We start from the raw sequence: 24,318 nt of genomic DNA on the forward strand, positions 1-24,318 counted from the left end.
CCTTAAATGAGCAAATTTGACGGAAAGACCTATTGGATCATCGGTGCCAGCGAAGGGCTAGGCAAAGCGCTGGCCGAGGCGCTTAGCCGTCAAGGGGCGCACCTTATCTTGTCCGCGCGCAATGTATCACGACTGGCCGAGATTTGTGAGAAGTTGCCCAATACAAGTGCTGTCCCATTTGATGTGACCGATCTTGATGCTGTCTGCCGTGCTGTGGTTGAGGTCGGCGCATTTGATGGGCTTGTCTACAATGCGGGCACCTATGATCCGATCAATACCGCCGATTGGAACACCGAAGCCGCCTTGGCGATCAGTGACGTTAATTATTTCGGCGCATTGCGTGTTCTGGGCGAAACGGTGCCTGACTTAATTCAGAAGGGAAATGGAGACATCACCCTGATCGGATCGCTAGCCGGGTATCATGGGCTTCCCAATGCGATCTCTTACGGCTCCAGCAAAGCTGCCCTGATCTCGCTGGCCGAGACGATGCGCCATGATTTGGCAGGTACAGGCGTCACTGTCCGGATCGTCAATCCGGGATTCATCAAAACCCGTCTGACCAACAAGAACAGTTTCAACATGCCCATGCTAATGACGCCCGAAGATGCTGCTGATCGGGTCGTCCGGGCGATGTCTCACCGCCGATTCCGTACCGATTTTCCGGCCCCATTTTCTTGGATTATTCGCCTGATCGACTACGTGCCTGACATTCTGGTCTATCGGGGCAAGTGATTTCATCCGCAGGTAAGTCTTTGAATGGTGCCTGAGCCATTCACATAGACGTTTAGCCGATCGATGCGATAATCCTGAGTGGCGATATCATCCGGGCCCAGGACGCGTGACCGATCGGGAAGTTGCGCCTGTATGGTTGAGACCGGCTGGCCGATTGCATCAGCAAAAGGTTCACCCTTACAGAAGGCCAAATCGACAGCCACATCTTCCGCTGCAAGCGTATCATTTTGCGGGACAGAGCCTTCGGTACATGCGGCTAATAGGATCAGGATCGGAAAAAAACGGTACATTGGCGCAGGACTTTCTGGTGGTGTCGTTTCTGAAATATCAAAGATTTAGCCAACCTGTCACGAAAGTGCAGTTGAAAAAACCCTGCAATTGACGCAGGGTCGGGCAAAATGACAGGGAGATATGCACCATGCGAACCCGTGCAGCCGTTGCCGTTCAGGCAGGCCAACCTTTGGAAGTGATGGACGTGAACCTTGAAGGCCCCAAAACGGGTGAGGTTCTGGTCGAGATCAAGGCGACAGGCATCTGTCACACCGATGAATTCACCCTGTCTGGGGCGGATCCTGAGGGCCTGTTTCCCGCCATTCTGGGCCACGAAGGAGCAGGTGTGGTGGTCGAGGTTGGTCCGGGCGTGACCAGCCTAAAGCCGGGTGACCACGTCATTCCGCTTTACACTCCTGAATGTCGTGAGTGTGAATACTGCCTGCACCCAAAGACCAATCTGTGCCAGGCAATCCGTGAGACGCAGGGCCAAGGTCTCATGCCCGATGGCACTTCGCGTTTTTCGACGCTGGATGGTGATCCGATCCTGCACTACATGGGCTGCTCGACATTCTCGAACCACACGGTTCTGCCTGAAATCGCACTTGCCAAAGTGCGCGAGGACGCGCCGTTCGACAAGATTTGCTATATCGGCTGCGGTGTGACCACCGGTATCGGTGCGGTGATCAATACTGCCAAGGTGGAAATCGGCAGCCGTGCCATCGTGTTCGGATTGGGCGGTATCGGCTTGAACGTCATTCAGGGTCTGCGTCTTGCCGGAGCTGATCAGATCGTCGGTGTCGACCTCAACCCGGCCAAGGTGGAAATGGCCACCAAGTTTGGCATGACTGATTTCGTGAATCCGTCTGAAGTGGAAGGCGATCTGGTGCCTTATCTGGTTAACCTAACCAAGGGCGGCGCGGATTATACCTTTGACGCCACCGGTAATGTTGGCGTGATGCGCGCTGCACTTGAGTCGGCCCACAAAGGCTGGGGTGAATCGATCATCATCGGCGTGGCGCCTGCAGGTGCCGAAATCTCGACCCGTCCGTTCCAACTGGTCACCGGTCGTTCTTGGCGTGGTACCGCATTTGGCGGCGCGCGTGGCCGGACCGACGTTCCGAAGATCGTCGATTGGTACATGGACGGAAAAATCGAGATTGATCCAATGATCACACACACCATGGGCCTGGATGACATCAACCACGGCTTTGACCTGATGCATAAGGGTGAGAGCATCCGATCGGTCGTCGTTTACTAAGGCTTTAAACCAATCGAACAAGCAGATGCGGCGCGCTTTCGGGCGCGCCGCTTTCATTCTCCCGGTCGTGTTGCGCCTGTGTCCGAGCGTGGGGATCGCACGCGCAATACCGGCGTATTGGCCGAAGTCGTGTTCGCCCGGCTTTCACGCCAAACCACAAAAACACCAGAAGCGATGATGATGCTTGCGCCGACCGCGACCCAGATATCCGGGTGTTCGCCAAAGAATATTACGCCGAAAATCGTAGCCCAGATGATTTGGCTGTACTGACTGGGGGCAACGGCCCCTGCCGGAGCGGCTCGGTAGGCGAGGATGATCAGGTGTTGTGCAATCACTGAGAGCACGCCGACCAATGCCATCATCGCCAGATGCAGCAGTGAGGGTGGTTGATACACTGCTGGTTGGGCGATGCTCATGACCACAATGGCGAGCAGCATCGGGTAGAGGATCAGAACAGCCGACCGCTCTTCATTGCCGATCTTGCGGACCAGAACCGAGGCGAACGCGCTGCAGAAGGCTGCGGACAGGGCGGCAAGATGGCCCAATGTAATATCAGTTGCGCCTGGGCGCAGGACGATCAGGACACCGATCAGGCCGACACCGACTGCAGCCCATCTCTGAGCGCGGACCACTTCGCCAAGAATTGGGATCGAGAGGACGGTAACGATCAGAGGGAAGGAAAACAGCAGCGAATAGACCTCGGCCAACGGCAGGACCGAAAAGGCGTAGAACGCGCAGGACATCGCAGTGACCATCAAGGCGGATCGCAGCAACACCAGCCAAGGGTGGTGCGGCAAGAAGTTGCCAGTTGTTCTGTCAGCCAGAATAGTCACTGCCATCGGAACGAACGAAAACAAAGTGGCAAAGAAAATAATCTGCAATACCGAATAGGTACCGCCCAACACTTTGATGAACACATCATGGGTGGCAAAGACGGCAAAGCCCAGGAACGCAAAGGCTAGCCCACGAAGGGTGGAGTTCTGAGCGCTCATGTCAGAGGCCTCAATCACGGAAGAATTCGTTTGGGGTGTTTGTTGGTTGCTTAGACTCAATTTGCCGCGACGGGTAGCCCTAATATTACCGCTAACATCTCTTGGCAAGCTGCATTGCAAAATTTGCAATGCGCAGGAAACGGGTCGAACCAGCGGTAAGCGATGGTCATGATCTCTCAAAATCAAGGAGATACATCATGTACAGGATTTCAGCGTTACCGACCGAACAGGTTCAAGCCTACCGTTTCGGCAGGCCTGATGGTTATGGAAACCCGCCAGAGCGCGCAATTTCTGACGGTGGGGGAAATCCTTGCCGTCATTGCTTGAAATACATACCAGAGGGCAAAGAGATGCTAGTACTAGCGTATAGGCCCTTTGCGGATACTCAGCCCTATGCGGAAACCGGCCCGATCTTTCTATGTGCCGAACCTTGCGCGCGCCACGAGGATGAAGATGGGGTTCCCGAAACGCTGATCAGCTCGCCGAACTACTTGATCAAAGGGTATGGATCGGACGATCGTATCGTCTATGGTACCGGCATCATTGCGCCTCAAGCGCAGTTTCAGGAAGCGGTAGCGAACATATTTGATCGTGCCGACGTTGCATACATCCATGTCCGATCAGCGCTGAACAACTGCTATCACGCGCGGATCGATCGTGCCTAAAGTTTGACGCGGTGCATCCCGCGACGCGGTTGGTTCGGGTCGTCGACTGGCAGGTCGTCGGCCCGGCTGGACGTGAGAGCGAGGAACACATCCTCAAGATCGGCCTCTTCGGTTCGCACATCCTGAATGCGGATACCGGCCTGACGTACTGCCTCCAGTACCTGCTCAGCCGTGGTCAGATTGCTGTGATACTGTAGCACAAGATCGCCATTCTCACGTTGTGCCGCAGTCACGTTTTCTGCCGTTGGAAGAGCCTGAATAGGGCGATCCGGCACAATCACCATTGTCCTGCTGTCCATGCGGCCCAACAGATTGGCGGTGCTGTCCTGCGCGATCTTTTCGCCGTGATTGATGATGGCGATCTCATCACACATCTCCTGCGCTTCTTCCAAGTAATGCGTGGTCAGGATGATGGTCATGCCCTGTTCGTTCAACTTGCGCACATTGGCCCACAGCATCTGTCTCAGTTCTATGTCCACGCCAGCGGTGGGCTCATCCAACACTAGAATCTTCGGATGATGCACCAACGCCTTCGCCAGCAGCAGACGCCGCCGCATGCCTCCCGACAGCGTGCGGGCATAGGCTTCGGCCTTATCGGCAAGCCCTACGAGGTCAAGGATTTGGTCGCTGCGCCGGTCTGCCTTGGGAATACCGTACAGTCCGGCCTGAACCTCCAATGCGCCGCGCGGTGTGAAAAACGGATCCAGGTTCAATTCTTGCGGCATCACGCCAATGGCGGCGCGGGATTGGCGCGGGTTCCGATCCTGATCAAAGCCCCAGATCGAGACGCTGCCCGAGGTTTTGACCACCAGCCCCGCCAGAATGTTGATAAGAGTCGATTTACCGGCGCCGTTAGGGCCAAGCAGGCCGAACACTGATCCCCGGGGCACTGTCAGATCGATACCTTTCAGCGCCTGTTTCTCGGGCTGGCCCTTGCTGCCGCGATAGGTCTTGCGCAGTGATTTGATTGTGATTGCCGCATCGGACATGTGGCCCTTGCCCCCGGATTGCTCATCGCTCATAAACGCACCTAATACATGCCCGCGAGGCCGACAACCAAAGAAGGATCGCCAGCCGTGACCATCGAAGCGCCGGAAACCAAAATCGTGGAAACCACCCGCGTCGCCTGTGATGGCGGCGAGGGCGCGCTCGGCCATCCGCGTGTCTGGCTGCAGATTCCTGAAGACACTGGTTGGGTCGAGTGCCCTTATTGCGATTGCAAATACCTGCTGCGCGGTGCGATCTCTGGCCAGGACGCTTAAGGGCGGCCAGACGGCAGGCGGTCGTAATTGGCGAGGATAGATGATGCTGTTCACAGCCAAAACGATTGACCTTTCCGAGAGCCAGCCAATTGCCAACGGGACCGTACGCAGTGTCTTTGATTTTCCCGGACAACCCAACCTTCTGATCAAGGTTTTCACCCGATCTCAAGACCGCGTTTCGCACAGGCTTGGCAAGCGACTGGTGTGGGGACTTTTCCCCGAGGCGCAATATCGCAGCACCCTGAAAGAACTGGAATGCGAGCTTCGCGTGTCGCTCAAACTCGGGGTGGATATTGAACGCTCCCCCCTGTCCAGAATGTTGGGCGTGGTTCAGACCACGCGCGGGGCGGGCGTGGTTGTGGAGCGCATCGCAGGCCTTGATGGCGGGCTTGCGCCCAAGCTTAGTGAAGTCAGTCGCGGCGGGTTGGACGCCACGGCGTTGGAGGCGCTAAATGTCTTTGTCGGGCAGATGTTCGACCTTCATATTGTCGCGCGCGACATTAAACGCTCGAATATCGTATTCGGGACGCGGGGCGCCGGCCCAGCCTGTTTTCTGATCGACGGATATGGGGAGCGGAACCTCATCCCGCTGCGCAGCTTGTCCCGACATCTAAATGATCGCTCGCTGAACAAACAGTTTGCGATGATTGCGCAAAAAGCAGGTTTGACGTGGAATGCGGATAAGCGCAATTTTTCGAATAGCTAAGGCCAGATTTCGGGCAAATTAGGTCGCAACGAATTGGCCAAGCGGCCTCGTCTTTCGTTCAGCCCTTCTGTACAACTTGGCGCAACCCAGCGCAGGAGCCTCATATGACTAGCACCCAATTCGGAAAAGGCTGCCATCTGCATCTCATTGATGGATCAGCTTTTATCTTCCGCGCCTATCATGCGCTGCCGCCTTTGACGCGGAAATCGGATGGGTTGCCGATTGGGGCCGTGTCGGGATTCTGCAATATGCTGCAGAAATATGTCGAAGGAAATTCCGGTCCTGATGCGCCGACTCATGTGGCAGTGATTTTTGACAAAGGCTCGCACACGTTTCGGAACGATCTGTACGACCTTTACAAAGCCAATCGTGAGTCGATGCCCGAGGATTTGCGCCCGCAGATGCCCCTGACTCGCGAAGCCACGAAGGCCTTCAATATCGCCTGCAAAGAGCTTGAGGGGTACGAGGCCGATGACATCATCGCCACCCTCGCCGTTCAGGCGCGTGAGGCCGGTGGGCGGGTGACCATTGTCAGCTCTGACAAGGACCTTATGCAGCTGGTGGGCGGCGGTGTTGAGATGCTGGATGCGATGAAGAACAAGCGCATTGATCGCGATGGAGTCGTCGAGAAGTTCGGCGTCGGACCCGAACGAGTTGTGGATGTGCAGGCTTTGGCCGGGGATTCGGTGGATAACGTGCCGGGTGCCCCGGGCATTGGCGTGAAAACGGCGGCGCTGTTGATCAATGAATATGGGGATCTCGAAACCCTGCTTGATCGCGCTGAAGAGATCAAACAGCCCAAGCGTCGTCAGACCCTGATCGAAAAGCGCGACCAGATCGAGCTGTCGAAGAAGCTGGTGCAGTTGGACGAAAACACCCCACTAGATTTCACGCTGGATGATTTGGAGGTGAAAGATCCCGATGCAGAGACCCTGCTGGGTTTTCTCGCTGAGATGGAGTTCCGCACCCTCACCAAGCGCATCGCCGACAAGCTGGGGGCCGAAGCCCCGGTGATCGCAGATGCCCCAGCGCCTGTTGAAGCGGAAGAGGCCGAGGCCCTGCCGTTTGACGCCTCGAAATACGAATGCGTGCGCGATGCTGCTGCTTTGCAGAAATGGATCGATCAGACCTATGAGCGTGGCTGGATCGCGGTAGATACAGAGACCACCGGCCTGAATGAAATGATCGCCGATCTGGTGGGTATCTCGCTATGTGTAGAGGCCGGTGAGGCCTGCTACATCCCGTTGACCCATCGCGAAAGCGCGACCGATGATCTGTTTGGCTCGGATGCGCTGGCCGATGGACAGATGCCGATGGATGAGGCTTTAAACCTGCTGAAACCGATGTTTGAGGATCCAACGATCCTGAAGATCGGACAAAACATGAAATACGACGCCAAGATCTTTAAGCGATACGGCGTCGACGTTGCCCCCATCGATGACACGATGCTGATGTCATACGCCATGCACGGTGGTGAGCATGGGCATGGCATGGATACGCTGTCGGAACGCTATCTGAGCCACACGCCGATCCCGATCAAGCCATTGCTGGGGTCCGGCAAGTCGGCGATCACCTTCGACAAGGTTCCGATTGACGAGGCTACGGCCTATGCCGCCGAAGACGCGGACATCACGCTGCGCCTGTGGAAGCTGTTCAAGCCTCAATTGCATCAGGTGCAGGTGACCACGGTTTACGAAACCCTCGAACGTCCATTGGTGCCGGTTCTCAAAGAAATGGAGATGCATGGCATCAAGGTCGACCGCGATGTTCTCAGCCGGATGTCAAACGCATTTGCGCAGAAAATGGCCGGGTTAGAGGCTGAAATTCACGAATTGGCTGGTGAGAGCTTTAACGTTGGTTCGCCTGCGCAGCTGGGCGAGATTTTGTTCGACAAGATGGGGCTTGAGGGAGGTAAGAAAGGCAAAACCGGGAAATATTCGACCGGGGCCGATATCCTGGAGGATCTTGCCACCGAACATGAACTTCCCCGTCGGGTGTTGGACTGGAGGCAGCTCTCCAAGCTGAAGTCAACCTATACCGACGCGCTGCAAACACATATCAACCCGGATACAGGCCGGGTGCACACGTCTTATTCGATCACCGGGGCGAACACTGGCCGTCTGGCCTCAACTGATCCCAACCTACAGAACATCCCGGTACGGACGGAAGAAGGGCGTCGCATTCGTGAGGCGTTTATTGCCGAGCCGGGCAATGTGATGGTCAGTTTGGACTACAGCCAGATCGAGCTGAGGATATTGGCTCATATTGCGGATATTTCGACCCTGAAGCAGGCGTTTTCGGATGGTTTGGATATTCATGCCATGACCGCATCCGAGATGTTCGATGTGCCATTGGATGAGATGACGCCTGATATCCGCCGTCAGGCAAAGGCGATCAACTTTGGCGTGATCTATGGCATCTCAGGTTTTGGCCTGGCCCGTAATCTGCGCATACCGCGCGCCGAGGCGCAGGGGTTCATTGATCGCTATTTCGAACGTTTCCCAGGCATTCGGACCTATATGGAAGACACTGTCGCATTCGCCAAAGAGCATGGCTATGTGCAGACTCTGTTCGGGCGGAAGATCCATACGCCAGAAATAAACGCAAAAGGCCCGCATGCAGGCTTTTCACGCAGGGCCGCGATCAACGCTCCAATTCAGGGTACGGCGGCGGACGTGATCCGCCGCGCGATGGTGCGGATGCCTGATGCGATCAACGGATTGCCCGCCAAAATGTTGCTGCAGGTTCATGACGAACTGTTGTTCGAGGTGGCTGAGGATGCCGTGGATCAAACGATCTCAATCGCGCGCGATGTGATGGAGGGGGCGTCGGACCCAGCTGTCAAACTGGACGTTAATCTGTCTGTCGACGCCGGTCAGGGTGCAAACTGGGCCGAAGCGCACTAAGGGCGGCGCTGCTTATCAGGCCCTCTTTGCAGCGGGTCAGGCCTCGGGCCTGACCAGGCGCGCGATTAGTCGTTTTACGGATGGTCCCAGCGTCAGGATTACTGTGAAGGCGATTGGCCAGCAAAATGCCCATGAACCCATCCAATCCGCGAAAGTCGACGGACCGAAGCCAATAGCCTTGACCGTTGCGATTCCCGTGACGACGCAAGACATCAGGCCCGACATGATCAGGGCGAACAAAGCATTGGCAAATCGGGCGGGGATCATGAGTGCTGTCCTTGGGTGTCGACGTTTTAATTGCGACATTTCAGGAAGAAAATCCAGCCTTCTTCATGGCTCTACTGACGTAACCAGATCAAAGTGTCTTCGGTTCGCCGAGTTGAGGGCGTGTATTCGGCGCTGACCCAACCCTGATAATCTGATTGATCCATCGCCCGGAACAGGGCTGCGAAATCTATTTCACCTCGTCCGGGTTCCGAACGATCTGGCGCGGCCCCTATCTGGGCGTGGAAAACCCGAGCCTTGAAGCGGTCCCAGATTGTAAGTGCGTCGCCGTGGATCATTTGCGCGTGAAAGCTGTCATATTGCAGGCCAACATTTGGCCGTACAACGTGATCGAGAACGTCTGCGGCAAGCTCATAGTCATTCAGGAAGTAGTCAGGTTGTGAAACGGGATTGAGCGGCTCGATCGTGAACATTTGGTCGGGCGCGAAATCTGCGGCCCATCGCAGGTTTTCAACAAAGCACGCAAGTGCTTCTTCTCCCGAGGCGTATCCCGCCATTATATGGATATATTGAGGCTTTAGAACTTTGGCATAGCGTAGAACGCGTCGGATGTCGGATTGAAACCGGGCTGTGCCACCGGGAACGGCCGCATATCCCGGCTCGCCACCGGCATAGTTTGGCGGTGGAGCGTTGATCAGCACCAGATCAAGCCCGTTTGCCAATAGCGCCCTGCGGGTTTCCTTGGCGGCCAGATCGTAAGGAAACAGAATTTCAACCGCCGTAAACCCGGCCTGTGCGGCGGCTGAAAACCGGTCGAGATAGGGCAACTCTGTAAATAACAGCGAAAGATTGGCGGCAAATTTGGGCATTGGGTGCGCGGTCTCCTGAGTGTCTGAGCATATCGACCAAGTTAGGCGGCTAAAAGAGACGGAAAACGACAGTTTGTCGAAAATCGGCCAGATCAATGGCTTCGAATCAGAAAACCTTTGGTTCAAGCGGTGCCTCGGTGCAGGGGGCTGCGTCAACAAAAGGTCTGAATACGATGGCAATGAGCCCTGAACCCGCGCGCGGGAACACCCTTGCTGTATCCGATAACAGTCAAGCCGCGTTTGCCGGGAACACGTTAGCGGTTGCATCAATGTTGACCTGGGCGGCGGGGTTTCCAGCCGCCGAAGTTTTACTGCAAACCTGGCCGCCAATAACGCTGTTTGCGGCGCGTATGATACTTGCGGTTCTGGTGATGATGCCGATCTGGATACTGTTGGATGGGCCAGCGCGCGTTCTGCGCGCCCGCTGGGGGCATGCTTTTTTTGTTGGCGGTTTGGGGATTGGAACAGGGATGCTTCTAATCCTGGTCGCGCAAAAGCTGACCGACCCGGTCACGGTTGCTATCATCGCTTCTTGCGCACCTCTGATCGCGACGCTGTTGGAACTGGCAGCAGGGACACGACGATTGAGGTGGAAGTTTGCGCTAGGCATGGGAATTTCGATCATAGGCGGATTGATTGCGACCAGCGCCGTCGCTCCTGCGCAGTTGGGGATCGGTGCGGTTTGCGCAGTGGTGTCGACCGCGATGTTTTGTTGGGCCAGCATGGCAACGGCGCGCGATTTCCCCGAGCTCAGCCAGCTGGGCCGTTGCACAATAACGCTTGTCGGAGGGTTGCTGACCGCGGTCGTACTGTTGCCGGTAGCCGGTTTTCTGGGGTTTGAAGTCATGCCCACACGGTCGGTCGACGCAGCACAGATGGGAATGTTGGTTTTCTATGCACTGTTCTCACTGGGCCTGAGCCAATTTTTCTTCATCGCATCTGTTGGGAAATTGGGAGTGGCGCTGGCCTCATTCCATATCAACATCGCGCCATTTTACGTGATGGTGATCATGATGGCGTTGGGAGAAGAGTGGAACTGGACCCGTGCGCTGGGTGCAGCGATCGTGGCGCTGGCGGTGGTGTTGGCACAAGACCGAAAGCCGCGACCGGTTCAATCTTCAAGTGCAGCAGAGGCGATCAGCGGGAAAAACTGACCTTCGGACCAGACCCCGAACCAACCGTCATGATGGTTGCCGATCTCAACCAATCGGTAAAAGCTCTTGCGATCGATGCGCGCCTCCAGGTTGTCGCGAACCAATAAGTAGGGTGACGGCTCATCTGTTTCCGCATCAAATACAATGCGGATTGGGTGATTGGGCCCGGCAGTGGCTGTATCGCCCACCTGCGTGGTAAACGTCAGGCGCTGGGCGTCGCTCTCACCATCCTGATCGAAATCGACGGCGACGAACGGCGCATCCTCGACGGTGATTCCCACCTTTTCGACCGGGGTAACCAGAAAATACTTGCCCTCTTCTTTCTTAAGAATTGAGGAAAATAGCTTCACAAGCTCGAACCGGGTGATGGGTGACCCTAGATAACTCCAAGAGCCATCTTTTGCGATCCGGATGTCCAGATCGCCGCAAAACGGAGGATTCCATAGGTGAACGGGCGGTAAACCCCGTGTTTTGGCCGCTTTGACCGAAGCCGCCAGGCCGTCTGGCGAAGGGGTCACGGGTTTTTGTCCGCTCATTGCTTTTGCCATTTCCTCTCAGCGCGATACACTTCAATCATAACAGTCCACGGAAGGGAACCTCATGTCCGAACCTGCCGACCTCGTGTCCGAGATCGAAGCGCTGGAAAACAAGCTGCAAGAGGCCAAAGCCTCGATCACCCGCCGCTTTATCGGGCAGGAAAAGGTCGTCGATTTGACCTTGACCGCCTTGTTGTGCGGCGGTCACGCGTTGTTGATCGGATTGCCGGGGCTTGGCAAGACACGGCTGGTCGAGACGCTATCGACGGTCATGGGCCTTCATGGCAATCGCATCCAGTTCACCCCGGACCTTATGCCAGCGGATATTCTGGGATCCGAAGTATTGGACACAGCCGAGGATGGCAGCCGCCATTTCCGGTTCATTTCCGGCCCGATCTTCTGCCAGCTGCTGATGGCGGATGAGATCAACCGCGCCAGCCCCCGGACCCAATCGGCGCTGCTGCAGGCGATGCAGGAACGCACGGTGACCGTTGCAGGAGAGGATAGGGACTTGGGCGTGCCATTCCATGTGCTGGCCACGCAGAACCCGATTGAGCAGGAGGGGACCTACCCGCTGCCCGAAGCTCAGCTGGACCGTTTCCTTGTGCAGGTTGATGTGGAATATCCGGATCGCCAGACCGAACGCGACATTCTGCTGGCCACAACCGGTGTCGAAGAAGCAGAGGCGCATCAGATTTTCACTAAGGAAGAATTACTGGCCGCACAGGTTCTGTTGCGCCGGATGCCGGTTGGAGAGTCGGTTGTCGAACTGATCCTCGATCTGGTCCGTGCCTTCCGCCCGGATGAGGCAGGCGCGTCCGAGCGGGTGAGGGAAACCGTCGCTTGGGGCCCGGGCCCGCGTGCTGCGCAGGCGCTGATGATGACCGTACGTGCCAATGCGATGCTGGAAGGTCGACTGGCCCCCAATGCCGAGGATGTGCTGACCATGGCGCGTCCGGTTCTCAGCCACCGCATGGCGCTGAACTTTGCAGCCCGAGCACGGGGCGACAGCCTGTCTGACCTGATCGAGTCCACCGCTGCCGGTCTGGTCCGTACCGAGGCTGCGGCGTGAACGCCGCCCAGACCCTACGCGAACGATCCGAGGCCGAGGCGTCCCGGCTGCCGCCCCTTTTGGCGCGCGCCGAACATCTGGCCGGAACCGTGTTATTAGGAGATCACGGTCGCAGACGCTCGGGTCTGGGGGATGATTTTTGGCAATACCGTCCAGCGCAAATCGGCGACAGTCGCCGGATGATTGACCATAGGCGCTCGGCCCGTGGCGACCAGCAGTTTGTGCGCGAACGTGAATGGCAGATTGCGCAGTCGATCATGCTTTGGGTCGATCAGGGTGCGTCGATGCGGTTTGCTTCAGACAAGACCTTGCCAACCAAGATCGACCGCGCCCGCCTGCTGGGGCTCGCAACGGCCATCCTGCTGGTGCGTGGCGGTGAACGCGTTGGTTTGACGGGAACAACCCTGCCCCCACGCAGGGGTAATGCACAGATCATAAGATTGGCGCAGGCCTGGTCTGAGGATTCGCAAACCGATTATGCTCCACCCGAACACCGCGTGATGATCCCGCATGCGCGCGCGGTGTTCATCTCGGATTTCCTAGGGCCGCTGGATGAGGTTGAGTTGGCGCTTACCAAAGCAGCCGACCGAGGTGTTCGCGGCGTTCTAATGCAGCTTCTGGATCCCAGCGAGGAGTCCTTTCCCTATTCCGGGCGTACCATCTTTGAAAGCGTCGGCGGCACTGCCCGGCATGAGACTTTGAAAGCTGCGGACCTACGAGATCGCTATCTGGATCGCCTTGCACGGCGTAAAGACGCATTGACGCATCTTTGCCGCGCGACCGGCTGGCAGATGGGGCTACACCATACGGGTGACAGTGCACAATCGGCTCTATTGTGGCTCTATCGCGCCTTGGATGGGAGTGCGCAATGACAGTTCTGGGGGGCATTGGCTTTACCGCGCCTTGGGTGCTGCTGGGGCTTCTGACCCTGCCGATCCTTTGGTTGATCCTGCGCGCTGTCCCACCAGCGCCCATCCGCCGCCTGTTCCCGGCTGTGACGTTGTTGTTGGGCCTGAAGGATGACGAAAGTGTCTCGGACCGCACGCCGTGGTGGCTGTTGCTGCTCAGAATGCTGGCGGCAGCGGCAATCATCATCGGGCTGGCAGGGCCGGTATTTAATCCTTCGCGTGATGAGACCGGATCCGGGCCGTTGCTGCTGGTGCTGGATGCCAGCTGGGCAGGTGCGACGCGCTGGTCATCGACGCTGGATCAGATTGATGCACAACTGACCGAAGCCGGCCGTGCTGGTCGCCCGGTCTCGATCTTACGCCTGACCGAACCTGAGCCCCCTGTGTTTCAGGCCGCCGAAGCTTGGCGCGGGCGATTGCCAGGTCTTACACCGATGCCTTGGCAACCTACCGAAGCACAGATTCCCCAAACTTTGGCCGCACTGGAGCAGGTAGAAGGTGGTTTTGACACCCATTGGTTCTCTGACCAGTTGGCGTTTGAGGGTCATGATCGTCTGGTTTCGGCCCTGCAGGGGCGGGGCGAAGTGATCGTTTATCAATCCCCCGCATCCGCGACCGCGATCCTGCCTGCAACGTATCAGGACGGAGCGATCCAGCTTCGCGTTCTACGTGCCAATCCGGGCCCAGCCGAAAGCGTTACTGTGCTGGCGCAAGGGCGCGATCCAGCGGGCGCGATGCGCGTGCTGCAATCCACGTCACTTGAGTTTGAAAGCGGCTCTACACAGGCGCAAATCGATCTCGCGCTGCCCTCGGAATTGCGCGCTCGAATTACACGGTTCGAGCTTCAGGGCCAGCGCTCTGCCGGTGCGGTGACCCTAACAGATGACAGCCTGAGGCGGCGCGAAGTGGCGCTGATTGCGGGCACGCTGAACCGCGAAGGGTTGGAGCTGCTTTCACCACTCCACTATCTGACACAGGTGTTGATCCCAACCGCTGATTTTGTTGAAGGAGGTTTGACCGAAGTCCTCCCCGCCAACCCGGATGTGATCGTGCTCGCGGATGTAGCGAGGCTTTCTGATTCAGAACAGGCTGAGGTCATTGAGTGGGTTGAACAAGGCGGCCTTCTGCTGCGCTTTGCTGGACCGCGTATGGCCGCAAGCGATCTGGGTCGAGATGAAGAAGATGATTTGCTGCCGGTGCGTCTGCGTAGCGGTGGCCGTTCCGTCGGCGGCGCGATGAGTTGGGGCGAGGCCAAGGGTTTAGCGCCGTTCTCAGAAAACTCGCCATTCTACGGGCTAACCATACCCGAGGATGTCACGGTAACAACTCAGGTGATGGCACAACCAGACCCTAATCTGGCCGATCGGGTGATTGCGTCACTCTCCGATGGTACGCCTTTGGTTACCCGCAAACCCTTAGGATTGGGGCAGGTGGTGCAGTTCCATGTTACGGCGGATGCGGAATGGTCAAGCCTGCCACTATCTGGCCTATTTGTGGAGATGTTGGACCGGCTGGCCGTCGCTTCTGCCGCCAAATCTCGGCAAGAGGCGCAGATGCAGGGAACAGTGTGGGAGCCGGTTCAGATACTGGATGGTTTTGGTACTCTGACCGATGCCGGAACATTGGCCGGCGTGGATGGGGTCGAGCTGGTCTCGGGCCAGATCGGACCAGACTTGCGCCCGGGCCTTTATGAAAGCGGCAAGCAGAAACTTGCACGGAATGTGTTGGCCGAGGATGCGGTGCTGACGCCACCCGTTTGGCCCACCGATGTCCCGATCCGGGGGCAGAATATCACAACAGAGACTCCGTTGGCGGGTCTGTTGCTTAGCCTTTCGCTTGTGCTGTTGACGATTGACGTGATCGCGTCATTGGCTCTTTCCGGACGTTTGGGTCTGGCGCGCGCGGCAGCCGTGATGCTGGGCGCATTGCTGGTTGTTCAGGATGCGCAGGCGCAGACGCCGGATGATACCGATTTCGCGCTGAATGCGACGCGGGAACTCGTACTTGCGCATGTGCTGACGGGCGATGCGCAAGTAGATGATATCGCGCTGGCTGGGCTGCGCGGGCTCGTGCAAACGCTGCATTATCGCACCTCGGTCGAGCCTGCTGATCCCATCGGAGTCGATCTGGAACGCGATGAGCTTGCGTTCTTTCCACTGCTTTATTGGCCGATCACAACCGATCAGCCGCAACCTTCGGCCGAGGCCTATGCCAAGCTCAACGCCTATCTGCGATCAGGCGGGATGATCCTGTTTGACACGCGCGACGCCGACATCGCTGGCTTCGGGGCGTCAAGCCCCAATGGGCGCAAGCTGCAGCAATTGGCTGCGCCGCTAAATATTCCCTCATTAGAGCCGGTTCCGCGTGATCATGTTCTCACTCGCGCCTTTTATCTGCTGCAGGATTTCCCCGGTCGCTATTCCGGCACCGAAGTCTGGGTCGAAGCCGCGCCGCCGAATGCCGAGCAGATCGAGGGGATGCCGTTCCGCAATCTCAATGACAACGTGACTCCGGTAGTGATCGGGGGCAATGACTGGGCCGGGGCCTGGGCGGTGGATCGCAACGGTCAGTCCCTGTTGCCTGTGGGTCGCGGCTATGCTGGCGAACGGCAACGTGAACTGGCCCATCGCTTTGGCGTTAATCTGGTGATGCATGTACTGACCGGAAACTACAAATCCGATCAGGTCCACGTGCCCGCCCTTTTGGATAGGTTGGGGCAATGACCGGTACCGTCATCTTTGATCCGCTGATCCCATGGCCCGTCTTGGCCGTTGTCGCCGCCATCGCGCTTGCCGGGGTAGTGCTGGCGCTCTGGCGTGGCTTGTCGGGTTGGGCGTTGCGTGGTTTGGCGGCTTTGGTTGTCCTCTCCGCACTTAGCGGTCCAGTATATCAGGTCGAAGATCGTGCACTGCTCACCGATATCGTGCTGATGATCGAAGATGAAAGCGCCAGCCAAACCCTGTCGGATCGTGCCGAACAGACCATTCAGGCCGCAAACGAGCTTGCGGCTGAAATCGAAGCCCGCGACAATACCGAGCTACGCCGCATACGGGTTGGTGACGGCGACGGGGATGAAGGCACGCAGGTCATGGCCGCTCTGAACGCGGCCCTCGCCGAAGAACCCCGGGCGCGGATTGCAGGCATCATCGTGGTCTCAGACGGTATAGTGCACGACGCGGACCAAGCTCCTGACCTACCTGCGCCGATGCACTTGTTACAGACAGGGCGTGCGAGTGATTGGGATCGCCGGCTGATCGTGCGCAATGCACCTGCCTTCGCCATAATCGGAGAGCCTGTAACGCTTACCTTGCGCGTCGAGGATACCGGCGTAGCGCCTGTCGGTGTCACAAACGCCCCGCTTGAGATCTCGGTCGACGGTGCTGAGCCTGAGCGCTTCACCATTCCCATCGGTGTGGACGTAGAGTTGCCGATTACCTTGCCGCATGGTGGGCGAAACGTCATCCAGTTCTCGGTTCCGCAGGCCGAAGGCGAGTTGACCGAACGCAACAACACCGCGCTTATCCAGATGAACGGCGTGCGGGATCGTCTGCGCGTCTTGCTGGTATCGGGCGAGCCGCATCCCGGCGGGCGCACGTGGCGCAACCTGTTGAAATCCGACAGCTCGGTTGATCTGGTCCATTTCACCATCCTGCGGCCACCAGAAAAGCAGGACGGCGTCCCGGTGGATGAGCTCTCACTGATTGCCTTCCCAACGCGAGAGTTGTTTCTGGAGAAGATCAATGATTTCGACCTAATCATCTTTGACCGCTACAAACGGCGCGGCATCCTGCCTGCGATCTATCTGGATAATGTTGGCGACTATATCGTCAATGGTGGCGCGGTGCTGGTCGCTGCTGGCCCTGATTTTGCCACGGCTGACAGCCTGTACCGATCCCCTCTTGGGCCGGTCCTGCCCGCAAAACCCAGTGCGCGGGTTTACGAGGAACGATACGTGCCCATGGTCACCGATCTGGGCCAGCGTCATCCGGTTACCGCTGATCTGGGCGATGCTGAGACTTGGGGCGCATGGCTGCGCCAGATCGATGTCAGCCAGCTATCCGGCGACATGCTCATGACCGGCGTGGATGACCGTCCGTTGCTGGTACTGGATCGCGTCGGCGAAGGACGTGTGGCGCTGATGGCCTCTGATCACGCTTGGCTGTGGAGCCGCGGTTTTGAGGGCGGTGGCCCCCAGTTGGAGCTACTCCGCAGGCTGGCCCACTGGATGATGAAAGAACCCGAGCTTGAGGAAGAGGCGCTGTGGGCCGAAGCGAATGGCCAGTCGATGCGTATCATCCGCCAGACGCTGGAGGATGAGGTTGGCCCCGTGACCGTTACCCGCCCTAACGGCGACACCTTGGATATCACGCTGAACGAGGTCTCGCCTGGTCGGTTCGAGGCGCAGTATTTCGGCCCCGAAATTGGCCTTTACCAACTGGAAGAGGGTGAGCATTCCGCCGTGATCGGCCTGGGCCCTGCCGCACCCAAGGAATTCGAACGCACGATCGCAACCGATGAAATCCTAAGCCCGGTTCTGGCCAGCCTGCGCGGCGGTTCGATTCGGGTGGAAGAGGGCCTGCCCTCAATCCGGAACGTCCGTGTGGGCCGACCGGCAGCAGGACGGGGCTGGATTGGGCTGACACCGCGCGACGCCTACGAAACCCGCGATGTTACACAGGCCGGGTTGCTTCCCCCCTGGCTGGTGTTGCTGCTGGCCGGTGGGTTCCTCTTGGCCGGTTGGTTGCGCGAGGGGCGTCGCTAGCGCGGCTTAAGCACTTTTTCACGCTCTCCCGCGATGCTCTGAGCAGATTATCGCGGGAAAATTTTACATGAGTCTTGCTGAGAAACTGGCGCGGGAACGGCGCGCGCGATTGGCTGCTGAGCGCCTGTTGCATCTGAAACAGGCCGAGCTCTCTGCCGCCAACCGCAAACTGGGGCGTCATGCCATCGCTCTGACACGTCAGATCGATGAGACTCAGGCCGAGGTTGCGACGGTTCGCGATGAAAACGAAAAGGTCAAATCAGATCTGACCGTAGCCAATGCCAAGATAGAGGTGGCTGAACGTCGCCTTTGGCACTCGATCCAGACCATCCCCGACGGGTTTGCATTTTTCGATGGCAACAACACACTGATCGGTGCCAATGCCGCTTACCTTAGCGTTTTCGATGGGCTGGAAGAGGTCGCACCGGGGATCAGCTATCCGCGTATTCTTGAGATTCTGACCCATGAAGGGATCGTGGATATCGGCGCGGAAAAGATCGCGAACTGGCAGGCCCGTATGCTCGCACGCTGGGCGCAACCGCACCCCGAACCTCAAGTGATCCAGCTGTGGAACGGCCAGTATATCCGGTTGATCGATCAGCGGGGCCACGGCGGCGACGTGCTGAGCCTTGCGCTGAACATCACCGCCTCGGTCCGGCATGAGGCCGAACTGAACGCCGCGCGTGAACGGGCCGAGGCTGCCAACCGCGCCAAATCCGCCTTTCTGGCAAATATGAGCCATGAGATTCGCACGCCGATGAACGGGATCGTTGGCATGACCGAACTGCTGACCGAAACTCCGATGAACGAAGAACAAAGGCTCTATTTCAGCACAATTCGTAATTCGGGCGAGGCACTGCTGGCCATCATCAACGATGTTCTCGACTATTCAAAGATCGAGGCCGACAAGTTGACGCTGCACCCCGAGCAGTTCGATTTTGAGCGCTGTATCCTAGAGGTCGCTATGCTGTTGCAGCCTAGCGTACGCGACAAAGGCCTGACTTTGTTAGTGGATTATGACCTGTTCCTGCCCACGCTTTTTGTAGGTGATCCGGGGCGGATTCGTCAGATTCTGACCAACCTCGTGGGGAACGCGGTGAAGTTTACTGCACAAGGCCATGTATTGATCCGTGTGACAGGCGTACCAGACATGACCACAGAAAGCTGCGATATCCACGTAGCCATCGAGGATACGGGCATCGGGATTGAGGCTGACAAGGTCCCGCACATCTTTGGTGAATTCAATCAGGTCGAGGATGCCCAGAACCGCCAGTTCGAAGGCACGGGTCTGGGGCTGGCGATCACCAAGCGTCTGATCTCGATGATGGGCGGTGTCGTTTGGGTCGAAAGCGATGCGGGCAAAGGATCTTGCTTCGGTTTCCGCATATCGTTGCCCACTGCTGAAGGTCCGCAACCTATTCCACCCGATTTGGCGGGGCAATTGGGGCGTGTTTTGGTGGTCGAAGATATGGCCGTCAACCGTGCCATCCTGACCAAGCAATTAGACCGCCTCGGGTCTCAGGCGCTGACCTGTTCGACGGGGGCCGAAGCGCTGGCTGCAATGGACAAAACGATTGATCTGGTCCTGTGCGATCACGATCTGCCAGACATGGATGGGTTGGAGCTTGCCACCACTCTGCGTGACAAAGGATGGGGTGATCTGCCAATCGTGGTGATGTCGGCCAATCCCGGTGTGTTCCACGCCGATCCGGCCCATCGGCTCATTAACGGTGTGTTGCAAACACCCATCCCGCGCGCCGAGCTGTATTCGCGGCTGATGGCGCTGGGCGCGCCTGTATTCAAGCCGGATCGCAGCGACGACTGCGCCTCTAATCTCGAGACTAATGCACAAGTTCCGCAGGAGCAGAGGCTGATGCGGGTTCTGGCAGCCGAAGACAATCGAACCAATCAGCTGATCCTTCGAAAGATGACCAAGGAGCTGAACATCGATTTGAAATTCGTCTCCAACGGGTTGGAGGCGGTCGAAACCTTCGCCAGCTTTGATCCGGATCTGATCTTCATGGATATCTCGATGCCCAAGATGGATGGCAAAGAGGCGACAGGTGAAATCCGGCGACGCGAGATCGGAACGGACCGACATGTTCCCATCGTGGCCCTGACGGCCCACGCCATGACAGGGGATGACCAGGGCATACTGGCGGCGGGGCTCGATCATTACCTGACCAAACCGTTGCACAAGAAACTGATCCACAAGATGATACTGGAACATCGACCGTCCGGGGCTTGTGCGGTCGGTGCAGAAGATGAAAGTACGGAATAGGATCGATTTATGTCAGATGAGCGCGGTTTTCGTCCCCGAGGATTGGGCGAGATTGCAATTCGCTGCGCCGATATGGAGGCAATGGTGCAATTCTATGAGAAGGTGATCGGGTTGCAGCGGCTGCAAGGCGACCATAACAGCGCCATCACCTTTTTTCGCATCGCCGAAGGGTTCGGCGGGCATACACAGGTGCTGGCCCTGTTTCACCAATCTGTTGGCTCTGAGCGTGGACCAGAGCAGACTGGCGAGACAGTGCCAGTAACAGGGGGCGCTTCGGCCCTGCACCATATCGCGCTGTCGGTGCCCTTTGCCGAGCAGGACGCGGTCATGCGCTGGTACGACCAAATCGGCCAGCCCTATCGGGTTGAGCATTTCGGCTGGATCGGTTGGCGCGGCATCTTCACCCAAGACCCCGAGGGGAACACGGTGGAACTTGTGGCTTACGATCCTTCGATGCTTGATCAGGCCTGATAGGGGCGTACAAACACGGGTTTGTCGTCTTCCGACAGATCGGCCCGGTATTCGTACCCGCCGCTATCAAAATCCAGCAGGCCTTTGGGGTCGGTCAGTCGATGTTGAATGATGTACCGGGCCATCGCACCACGCGCCTTCTTTGCAAAGAAGCTGACGATCTTGGGGGTGCCGCCCTTGTCCTCCATGAATACCGGTGTCACAACGTGTAGCTTCAGCGCTTTCAGGTCGACCGCACCGAAATACTCCTGGCTGGCGCAGTTCACCAGAACTTTGCTGCCAGCCTCAGCAGCTTGGGCGTTCAACGCCTTGCTCAACTGATCGCGCCAGTATTCATACAGGTTCTTGCCACGGCGGGTTTTCAGCTTGCTGCCCATCTCAAGCCGATAAGCCTGAATGGCGTCCAACGGTCGTAATACGCCGTAAAGGCCGGACAATATGCGCAAATGATCCTGAGCCCAGGCCATTTCGTCAGCATCCAGCGATGTGGCCTCAAGCCCCTGATAGGTATCACCTGCGAAAGCCAGCGCGGCGGGGCGCGTAATTTCTGCCTCGGGTGCGTCTGAGAATACCCGGTACCTGTCGCGGTTCAGGCGGGCCAAGTCGTCGCTCAGATCCATTAGTTTTTTTAGATCGCCCAAGGTCAAGTTGCGTGCAGTCTTCGACAAGCGGATTGCGTCGTCCTGAAAATCGGGTTGGGTCACTTGGACGTTTCGTTCTACCCAATCCAGCCGCTTGGCCGGGGAAATCACTACCAGCATATCCGCCCTCGTTTCTTGCCTGTTGGCTCGTATCTAGCCCGCTTGCTGCAGCACGTCCAGAAACGCCGCGCCAAACCTTTCGTGACGACGGTCGCCCAGAACCTGCTCCATCGCTCGTGGATCATCCGGGCGCAATTGCGCCACCTTGGCCAGTTGCGATGCCGAACAGCTCAGTGGTTTGTCGATCCCGTCGGGGCCTCGCGACAATTGTGATTGAACCTCAAGCAACTGATCGTAGATGTCGCCCTGATCGCGGCCGGCAAGCTTGCGCCGTGCCGGGTGCAACTCTTCTACCGCGCCGATCAGCACCTCAAGGAAGGTTGCACCATAGCGCTCCAACTTTTTTGCCCCAATGCCGCTGATCCGGGCCATATCGTCCAGATTTGCGGGTCGGGACTCCGCCATTTCGATCAGGGTGCGATCTGGAAAGATGACATAGGCCGGAACCCGCGCGACCTCGGCCAGTGCGCGCCGCTTGGCCTTGAGCGCCGAGAGCAGCGGCGCGTCTTCCTCGGACACCATCGCCTTGACCGCGGGTCGCCGGGTGGCTTTGCGGATGGTATCCTTGCGTAGGTCGATCTGTGTCTCACCTTTCAGGATCGGTTTGGCGGTTTCGGTCATGCGCAACGCACCGTGGCGTTCAGGATCGGGACGGACCAAATCGCGGCCCATCATCTGCCGAAAGATCGCCTGCCATTGCGGGCGCGACCAGTCTTTGCCGATGCCGTAGGTTGACAGGTTGTCGTGTCGCCGCGCGCGGATTTTGTCGGTCTCATTGGCCAACAGGATGTCGATCAGATGACCCGCGCCGAACCATTCTTCTGTGCGCAGAATAGCGGACAGGGCCATGCGAACCGGCGTCGTGCCATCGAACACTTCAGGAGGGCTGTCGCAGAGATCGCATTTGCCGCAAGGTTCGATCTGTTCTCCGAAATACCCGAGCAAGGTCTGGCGGCGGCATTTCAGTGCCTCGGCCAATCCAAGCAACGCATTCAGGCGTGCATGATCCGCCATCCGCCGCTCAGGTGGGGCGAGCCCTTCGTCGATCTGCGACCGGCGCAGTCGGATATCGTCGGGGCCGAATAAGGTCAAGGTCTCGGCGGGGCCGCCATCGCGGCCAGCGCGTCCGATTTCCTGATAATAAGCTTCAATCGATTTCGGCAGATCGGCATGCGCGACCCAGCGGATGTCGGGCTTATCGATGCCCATGCCAAACGCGACAGTGGCGACGACGATCAGCCCGTCCTCGCGGGCAAAGCGGGTCTCGACGCTGCGCCTATCTTCGGCTTCCATCCCGCCGTGGTAGTGGCAAGCCGAATGCCCTTCGGCGCGAAGCGCTTGTGCCAACACTTCGGTTTTGTTTCGGGTGCCACAATAGACGATGCCGGATTGGTTCTTGCGGGCGGCTGCGAAGTCGAGGATTTGTTTGCGCGGTCCATCCTTGGCGGCAAAGGCCAGATGGATATTGGGTCTGTCAAACCCGCGCAGGAATTTACGCGGCTCAACACCGTCGAACAGCTTTTCGACGATCTCTTCCTGCGTTTCCGCATCCGCTGTCGCTGTAAATGCGGCGAGGGGCACGCTCAAAGCGCGACGCAGCTCTCCGATCCGCAGGTAATCAGGGCGGAAATCATGGCCCCATTGGCTAACACAATGTGCCTCGTCCACCGCGATCAGATTGACGTTGATCCTACGCAGCATCCCCAGCGCCGACCCGGCGGCCAGACGTTCCGGGGCCATGTATAGAAGTTTCAGCCGCCCGGCCTCCAACGCCTCCCATACCGCATCGGTTTCTTCAGGGGTGTTGCCAGAGGTGAGCGCGCCGGCCTCAACACCGGCCTCCTGCAGCCCACGCACCTGATCGCGCATCAGGGCGATGAGCGGAGATATAACCACGGTCACGCCGTCTCGCAACAACGCAGGTAGTTGGAAACACAGGGATTTACCACCACCGGTCGGCATGATGGCCAGCACGTTTTCGCCCGCGGTCACGGCATCGACGATCTCTTCCTGCCCGGGGCGGAAGTCGTCGAATCCAAAGACGTCTCGCAACAAGGGTGCGGAGTCGAACATGCGCCGGAGGGTCCTGTACTAAGGTTTATCTGCTCTTAAGACAGGACCATCACATACTAAGATTCGGTGAACAAGAGGTCAGTAGAAATAGACCGCATTGTTGATCAGGATGATCCGCAGGGCATAGACCCCGATCAACACGACCAGAGGCGTCAGATCCAGACCGCCCATGTTGGGCAGGATGCGACGGATGGGGCTATAAATCGGTTCTAATATCCGGTTCAGCCCATACCAGATTTGCGCCACCAGTTGCTGGTGCAGGTTAAGAACCTGAAAGTTGATCAGCCAACTCATGATCACATGGGCAAGAATGATGAACCAGACAATGTCTAGGATCAAAAGCAGGATTTGGATCAGCGACAGCATGGACACTCCGTTCGTCAATTGCCCAGAGACCTAAGCGCGCCTGCGC

General features: G+C 57.9%; 22 protein-coding genes. 13 read left to right on the top strand and 9 right to left on the bottom strand.

Annotated elements, in window-relative coordinates:
• Window positions 1-6 precede the first annotated feature (6 nt).
• Complete coding sequence (locus ACR0DU_RS06325; RefSeq protein WP_480873109.1) at window positions 7-732, top strand: SDR family NAD(P)-dependent oxidoreductase; 726 nt, start codon at window positions 7-9, stop codon at window positions 730-732.
• Window positions 733-734: 2 nt separating this feature from the next.
• On the opposite strand, the gene ACR0DU_RS06330 is transcribed toward ACR0DU_RS06325, so the two are convergent.
• On the bottom strand, window positions 735-1,022 hold the full coding sequence (locus ACR0DU_RS06330; protein WP_319545604.1) for an I78 family peptidase inhibitor: 288 nt from the start codon (window positions 1,020-1,022) through the stop codon (window positions 735-737).
• Between the two features lie 128 nt (window positions 1,023-1,150).
• On the opposite strand from ACR0DU_RS06330, the gene ACR0DU_RS06335 reads away from it, so the two are divergent.
• Window positions 1,151-2,263, top strand: a complete 1,113-nt coding sequence (locus tag ACR0DU_RS06335; RefSeq protein ID WP_480873111.1) for an S-(hydroxymethyl)glutathione dehydrogenase/class III alcohol dehydrogenase — start codon at window positions 1,151-1,153, stop codon at window positions 2,261-2,263.
• Window positions 2,264-2,316: 53 nt separating this feature from the next.
• On the opposite strand, the gene ACR0DU_RS06340 is transcribed toward ACR0DU_RS06335, so the two are convergent.
• Window positions 2,317-3,255, bottom strand: a complete 939-nt coding sequence (locus ACR0DU_RS06340) for a DMT family transporter (protein ID WP_010438376.1) — start codon at window positions 3,253-3,255, stop codon at window positions 2,317-2,319.
• 197 nt (window positions 3,256-3,452) lie between these two features.
• Between ACR0DU_RS06340 and ACR0DU_RS06345 the strand changes: the two genes are divergently transcribed.
• Complete coding sequence (locus tag ACR0DU_RS06345) at window positions 3,453-3,920, top strand: DUF1203 domain-containing protein (protein WP_480873112.1); 468 nt, start codon at window positions 3,453-3,455, stop codon at window positions 3,918-3,920.
• On the opposite strand, the gene ACR0DU_RS06350 is transcribed toward ACR0DU_RS06345, so the two are convergent.
• A complete protein-coding gene (locus ACR0DU_RS06350; RefSeq protein ID WP_170780359.1) occupies window positions 3,917-4,909 on the bottom strand; it encodes an ABC transporter ATP-binding protein in 993 nt (330 codons plus the stop codon). The two genes, ACR0DU_RS06345 and ACR0DU_RS06350, sit on opposite strands and share 4 nt — an antisense overlap.
• A gap of 87 nt (window positions 4,910-4,996) precedes the next feature.
• On the opposite strand from ACR0DU_RS06350, the gene ACR0DU_RS06355 reads away from it, so the two are divergent.
• The 3 genes from ACR0DU_RS06355 (at window position 4,997) to polA (ending at window position 8,794) form a co-directional block, all read left to right on the top strand.
• A complete protein-coding gene (locus tag ACR0DU_RS06355; protein ID WP_010438384.1) occupies window positions 4,997-5,182 on the top strand; it encodes a zinc-finger domain-containing protein in 186 nt (61 codons plus the stop codon).
• Window positions 5,183-5,225: 43 nt separating this feature from the next.
• Window positions 5,226-5,888: a YrbL family protein gene (locus ACR0DU_RS06360; RefSeq protein WP_480873114.1), complete on the top strand. Its 663-nt coding sequence runs from the start codon at window positions 5,226-5,228 to the stop codon at window positions 5,886-5,888.
• Between the two features lie 104 nt (window positions 5,889-5,992).
• Window positions 5,993-8,794 (top strand): DNA polymerase I, encoded by a 2,802-nt coding sequence (polA, locus tag ACR0DU_RS06365; protein WP_480873116.1) that lies wholly within the window; start codon window positions 5,993-5,995, stop codon window positions 8,792-8,794.
• Window positions 8,795-8,830: 36 nt separating this feature from the next.
• Here the strand turns inward: polA and ACR0DU_RS06370 are convergent, their stop codons facing one another.
• Entirely contained in the window at window positions 8,831-9,061 is a 231-nt protein-coding gene (locus tag ACR0DU_RS06370) for a DUF2798 domain-containing protein (protein ID WP_010438389.1), read from the bottom strand.
• Window positions 9,062-9,132: 71 nt separating this feature from the next.
• On the bottom strand, window positions 9,133-9,888 hold the full coding sequence (locus ACR0DU_RS06375; RefSeq protein WP_480873117.1) for a hydroxypyruvate isomerase family protein: 756 nt from the start codon (window positions 9,886-9,888) through the stop codon (window positions 9,133-9,135).
• Window positions 9,889-9,983: 95 nt separating this feature from the next.
• Between ACR0DU_RS06375 and ACR0DU_RS06380 the strand changes: the two genes are divergently transcribed.
• Complete coding sequence (locus ACR0DU_RS06380) at window positions 9,984-11,042, top strand: DMT family transporter (RefSeq protein ID WP_480873119.1); 1,059 nt, start codon at window positions 9,984-9,986, stop codon at window positions 11,040-11,042.
• Here ACR0DU_RS06380 and ACR0DU_RS06385 read toward each other — a convergent pair.
• On the bottom strand, window positions 11,000-11,578 hold the full coding sequence (locus tag ACR0DU_RS06385) for a DUF1285 domain-containing protein (protein ID WP_480873121.1): 579 nt from the start codon (window positions 11,576-11,578) through the stop codon (window positions 11,000-11,002). The two genes, ACR0DU_RS06380 and ACR0DU_RS06385, sit on opposite strands and share 43 nt — an antisense overlap.
• A 64-nt stretch (window positions 11,579-11,642) precedes the next feature.
• Between ACR0DU_RS06385 and ACR0DU_RS06390 the strand changes: the two genes are divergently transcribed.
• From ACR0DU_RS06390 to ACR0DU_RS06415, 6 genes are all read left to right on the top strand, one after another.
• Window positions 11,643-12,650, top strand: a complete 1,008-nt coding sequence (locus ACR0DU_RS06390) for an AAA family ATPase (RefSeq protein ID WP_170774624.1) — start codon at window positions 11,643-11,645, stop codon at window positions 12,648-12,650.
• Complete coding sequence (locus ACR0DU_RS06395; protein WP_480873123.1) at window positions 12,647-13,522, top strand: DUF58 domain-containing protein; 876 nt, start codon at window positions 12,647-12,649, stop codon at window positions 13,520-13,522. The genes ACR0DU_RS06390 and ACR0DU_RS06395 overlap by 4 nt, the downstream gene beginning before the upstream one ends.
• On the top strand, window positions 13,519-16,281 hold the full coding sequence (locus tag ACR0DU_RS06400) for a DUF4159 domain-containing protein (RefSeq protein ID WP_480873125.1): 2,763 nt from the start codon (window positions 13,519-13,521) through the stop codon (window positions 16,279-16,281). Before ACR0DU_RS06395 ends, ACR0DU_RS06400 begins: the two co-directional genes overlap by 4 nt.
• Window positions 16,278-18,320, top strand: a complete 2,043-nt coding sequence (locus tag ACR0DU_RS06405; protein ID WP_480873127.1) for a hypothetical protein — start codon at window positions 16,278-16,280, stop codon at window positions 18,318-18,320. Before ACR0DU_RS06400 ends, ACR0DU_RS06405 begins: the two co-directional genes overlap by 4 nt.
• Before the next feature lie 67 nt (window positions 18,321-18,387).
• On the top strand, window positions 18,388-20,601 hold the full coding sequence (locus ACR0DU_RS06410; protein WP_480873129.1) for a response regulator: 2,214 nt from the start codon (window positions 18,388-18,390) through the stop codon (window positions 20,599-20,601).
• Between the two features lie 9 nt (window positions 20,602-20,610).
• Complete coding sequence (locus ACR0DU_RS06415; protein WP_480873131.1) at window positions 20,611-21,072, top strand: VOC family protein; 462 nt, start codon at window positions 20,611-20,613, stop codon at window positions 21,070-21,072.
• Here the strand turns inward: ACR0DU_RS06415 and yaaA are convergent.
• The 3 genes from yaaA to ACR0DU_RS06430 form a co-directional block, all read right to left on the bottom strand.
• Window positions 21,063-21,833, bottom strand: a complete 771-nt coding sequence (gene yaaA / locus ACR0DU_RS06420) for a peroxide stress protein YaaA (protein WP_480873133.1) — start codon at window positions 21,831-21,833, stop codon at window positions 21,063-21,065. The two genes, ACR0DU_RS06415 and yaaA, sit on opposite strands and share 10 nt — an antisense overlap.
• A gap of 33 nt (window positions 21,834-21,866) precedes the next feature.
• On the bottom strand, window positions 21,867-23,906 hold the full coding sequence (gene recQ, locus ACR0DU_RS06425) for a DNA helicase RecQ (RefSeq protein ID WP_480873135.1): 2,040 nt from the start codon (window positions 23,904-23,906) through the stop codon (window positions 21,867-21,869).
• A gap of 78 nt (window positions 23,907-23,984) precedes the next feature.
• Window positions 23,985-24,272, bottom strand: a complete 288-nt coding sequence (locus tag ACR0DU_RS06430; RefSeq protein WP_010438415.1) for a YggT family protein — start codon at window positions 24,270-24,272, stop codon at window positions 23,985-23,987.
• Between the last annotated feature and the right edge of the window lie 46 nt (window positions 24,273-24,318).

The organism is Ruegeria sp. G2 (assembly GCF_056533505.1).

Bases quoted from the DNA above. Each gene is read 5' to 3' on its own strand.
- ACR0DU_RS06325 (WP_480873109.1), top strand. From the start codon at position 7: ATGAGCAAATTTGACGGAAAGACCTATTGGATCATCGGTGCCAGCGAA.
- ACR0DU_RS06330 (WP_319545604.1), bottom strand. From the start codon at position 1,022: ATGTACCGTTTTTTTCCGATCCTGATCCTATTAGCCGCATGTACCGAA.
- ACR0DU_RS06335 (WP_480873111.1), top strand. From the start codon at position 1,151: ATGCGAACCCGTGCAGCCGTTGCCGTTCAGGCAGGCCAACCTTTGGAA.
- ACR0DU_RS06340 (WP_010438376.1), bottom strand. From the start codon at position 3,255: ATGAGCGCTCAGAACTCCACCCTTCGTGGGCTAGCCTTTGCGTTCCTG.
- ACR0DU_RS06345 (WP_480873112.1), top strand. From the start codon at position 3,453: ATGTACAGGATTTCAGCGTTACCGACCGAACAGGTTCAAGCCTACCGT.
- ACR0DU_RS06350 (WP_170780359.1), bottom strand. From the start codon at position 4,909: ATGTCCGATGCGGCAATCACAATCAAATCACTGCGCAAGACCTATCGC.
- ACR0DU_RS06360 (WP_480873114.1), top strand. From the start codon at position 5,226: ATGCTGTTCACAGCCAAAACGATTGACCTTTCCGAGAGCCAGCCAATT.
- polA (WP_480873116.1), top strand. From the start codon at position 5,993: ATGACTAGCACCCAATTCGGAAAAGGCTGCCATCTGCATCTCATTGAT.
- ACR0DU_RS06370 (WP_010438389.1), bottom strand. From the start codon at position 9,061: ATGATCCCCGCCCGATTTGCCAATGCTTTGTTCGCCCTGATCATGTCG.
- ACR0DU_RS06375 (WP_480873117.1), bottom strand. From the start codon at position 9,888: ATGCCCAAATTTGCCGCCAATCTTTCGCTGTTATTTACAGAGTTGCCC.
- ACR0DU_RS06380 (WP_480873119.1), top strand. From the start codon at position 9,984: ATGGCTTCGAATCAGAAAACCTTTGGTTCAAGCGGTGCCTCGGTGCAG.
- ACR0DU_RS06385 (WP_480873121.1), bottom strand. From the start codon at position 11,578: ATGAGCGGACAAAAACCCGTGACCCCTTCGCCAGACGGCCTGGCGGCT.
- ACR0DU_RS06390 (WP_170774624.1), top strand. From the start codon at position 11,643: ATGTCCGAACCTGCCGACCTCGTGTCCGAGATCGAAGCGCTGGAAAAC.
- ACR0DU_RS06400 (WP_480873125.1), top strand. From the start codon at position 13,519: ATGACAGTTCTGGGGGGCATTGGCTTTACCGCGCCTTGGGTGCTGCTG.
- ACR0DU_RS06405 (WP_480873127.1), top strand. From the start codon at position 16,278: ATGACCGGTACCGTCATCTTTGATCCGCTGATCCCATGGCCCGTCTTG.
- ACR0DU_RS06410 (WP_480873129.1), top strand. From the start codon at position 18,388: ATGAGTCTTGCTGAGAAACTGGCGCGGGAACGGCGCGCGCGATTGGCT.
- ACR0DU_RS06415 (WP_480873131.1), top strand. From the start codon at position 20,611: ATGTCAGATGAGCGCGGTTTTCGTCCCCGAGGATTGGGCGAGATTGCA.
- yaaA (WP_480873133.1), bottom strand. From the start codon at position 21,833: ATGCTGGTAGTGATTTCCCCGGCCAAGCGGCTGGATTGGGTAGAACGA.
- recQ (WP_480873135.1), bottom strand. From the start codon at position 23,906: ATGTTCGACTCCGCACCCTTGTTGCGAGACGTCTTTGGATTCGACGAC.
- ACR0DU_RS06430 (WP_010438415.1), bottom strand. From the start codon at position 24,272: ATGCTGTCGCTGATCCAAATCCTGCTTTTGATCCTAGACATTGTCTGG.